3 protein-coding genes are annotated in these 1,444 nt (G+C 34.6%); all 3 read left to right on the top strand.

The features are described from left to right. Nucleotides 1-401, top strand: a 401-nt coding sequence (locus GH664_RS22725; RefSeq protein ID WP_228111684.1) for a hypothetical protein, incomplete at its 5' end; no start/stop codon positions are given. A gap of 17 nt (nucleotides 402-418) precedes the next feature. After that, nucleotides 419-661, top strand: a complete 243-nt coding sequence (locus tag GH664_RS22730; RefSeq protein WP_153163788.1) for a hypothetical protein — start codon at nucleotides 419-421, stop codon at nucleotides 659-661. 588 nt (nucleotides 662-1,249) lie between these two features. Further along, a partial coding sequence (locus tag GH664_RS22735) for a hypothetical protein (RefSeq protein ID WP_153170311.1) occupies nucleotides 1,250-1,444 on the top strand: 195 nt, incomplete at its 3' end.

Genomic DNA, 1,444 nt, shown 5'->3' on the forward strand with positions numbered 1-1,444 from the left:
ATTTGAACTTGACTCAAATGAATGCAGACAATAGACTGTCTATCTGTCAGCAAACTAATACTTTGCAGAATGCAATCACTGGTGGTTTCAATAACTTAATGACAGATAATGCTAGTAAGTTTAATGTAATTGGTGCTAAGATAGATGCGCAGACTCAAATGATTAACGATAAATTCTGTCAACTTGAAATGCGTGAAATGCAGAATAAGATTGACACATTGCGTGCTGAAAAATCAGCTCTTGAGTTAGGTTTGTCTCAATCTGCTCAAACTGCTAATATCGTAAATCAGTTGCGTCCTTGTCCAGTACCTGCTTACTTAACTTGTAACCCATTCGGATGTAACGGTGGATTCACTGGTTACGGATACGGATATAACGACGGTTGCGGTTGTAGTTGCTAATAAGAAAGGAGGTAATTATGTTTAATCCTTTCTTTAACCCTTATCGTGTAAGACGTATTGATCAAGGTGGTATACCAACATTAGATACTATATTCTCTAATGTAGATACTACTAACAATACTGTTACTTATGGAATATGTCCATTTCAATGGAGACAATTACCATGCAGAGGTTTAATATTGTTAAATATTAACCATACCGCTACTGGTGCAACAGAAGGATCATTAGTATCTGTAGCTACTTCTGTTAGTTCTAGTTAGGTATCATCTAATCCGACTAGTGTAAATACTAATAGTGGTAAAGCATTACTAAACGGTTCTGGTGATTAGATGCCAACAGAAGAAATTTCAACGGGTAATAAATATCTAATATACTATGATAAACGTACTGGAGTATTTCAGACTGTAAATCATATTGTAGCGCCAGCTGCTTAATAAAAACTTAGGGCTACTATAAAAGGTAGCCCTACTAAAACCAATTCAATTATGTTATTTAGTCAATTAAAAATAGGAGATCACGTGCACGTATTAGAAGTTCTAGGAACTTTTAAAAAGACTACTGTTTATAGTCTTGGTTCCATTACTTAGGTTTCAAATCCTTATGATGAAGCTTTACCTCAAGGTTAGTTTCCAATACCAGGATAGAGCAGACGTAAACTAGTTGATGTGTTTATTAGCTGTAATGGAGAGTCTAAGAAACTATCAGTACCAGCTGAGCGTTCGATCATTAATGATACTTCTATAGGACTTACTGTTGCTACTAATAAAGAAGAAATAGCTAATATGGTTAGATAGAACTATAATGAGTTCAAAGCTAAAAAAGAAGCTGCAAGTAAGTATGATGAAGAAATGGAGAAGTGTAAAGATATTCTAGATCAACTAGAAGCGCAAGTAGAAATTCCTACAGTAACTAATACTGTTGATAATAGTAAAGAAATAAATGATTTAAAGAATGATGTAGCTGATATTAGGAAGATGATAGAAGATGCTAAGAAGATGTTTATGGGAGGGTTCCCAAAACCACCAATGCCACCTATGCCTAAT

The sequence above is a fragment of the Thauera sp. 2A1 genome, assembly GCF_009469595.2.
In the GTDB taxonomy this organism is placed as follows: Bacteria; Pseudomonadota; Gammaproteobacteria; order Burkholderiales; family Rhodocyclaceae; genus Thauera.

Coding starts and splice junctions, on each gene's coding strand:
- GH664_RS22730 (WP_153163788.1), top strand. CDS start 419: ATGTTTAATCCTTTCTTTAACCCTTATCGTGTAAGACGTATTGATCAA.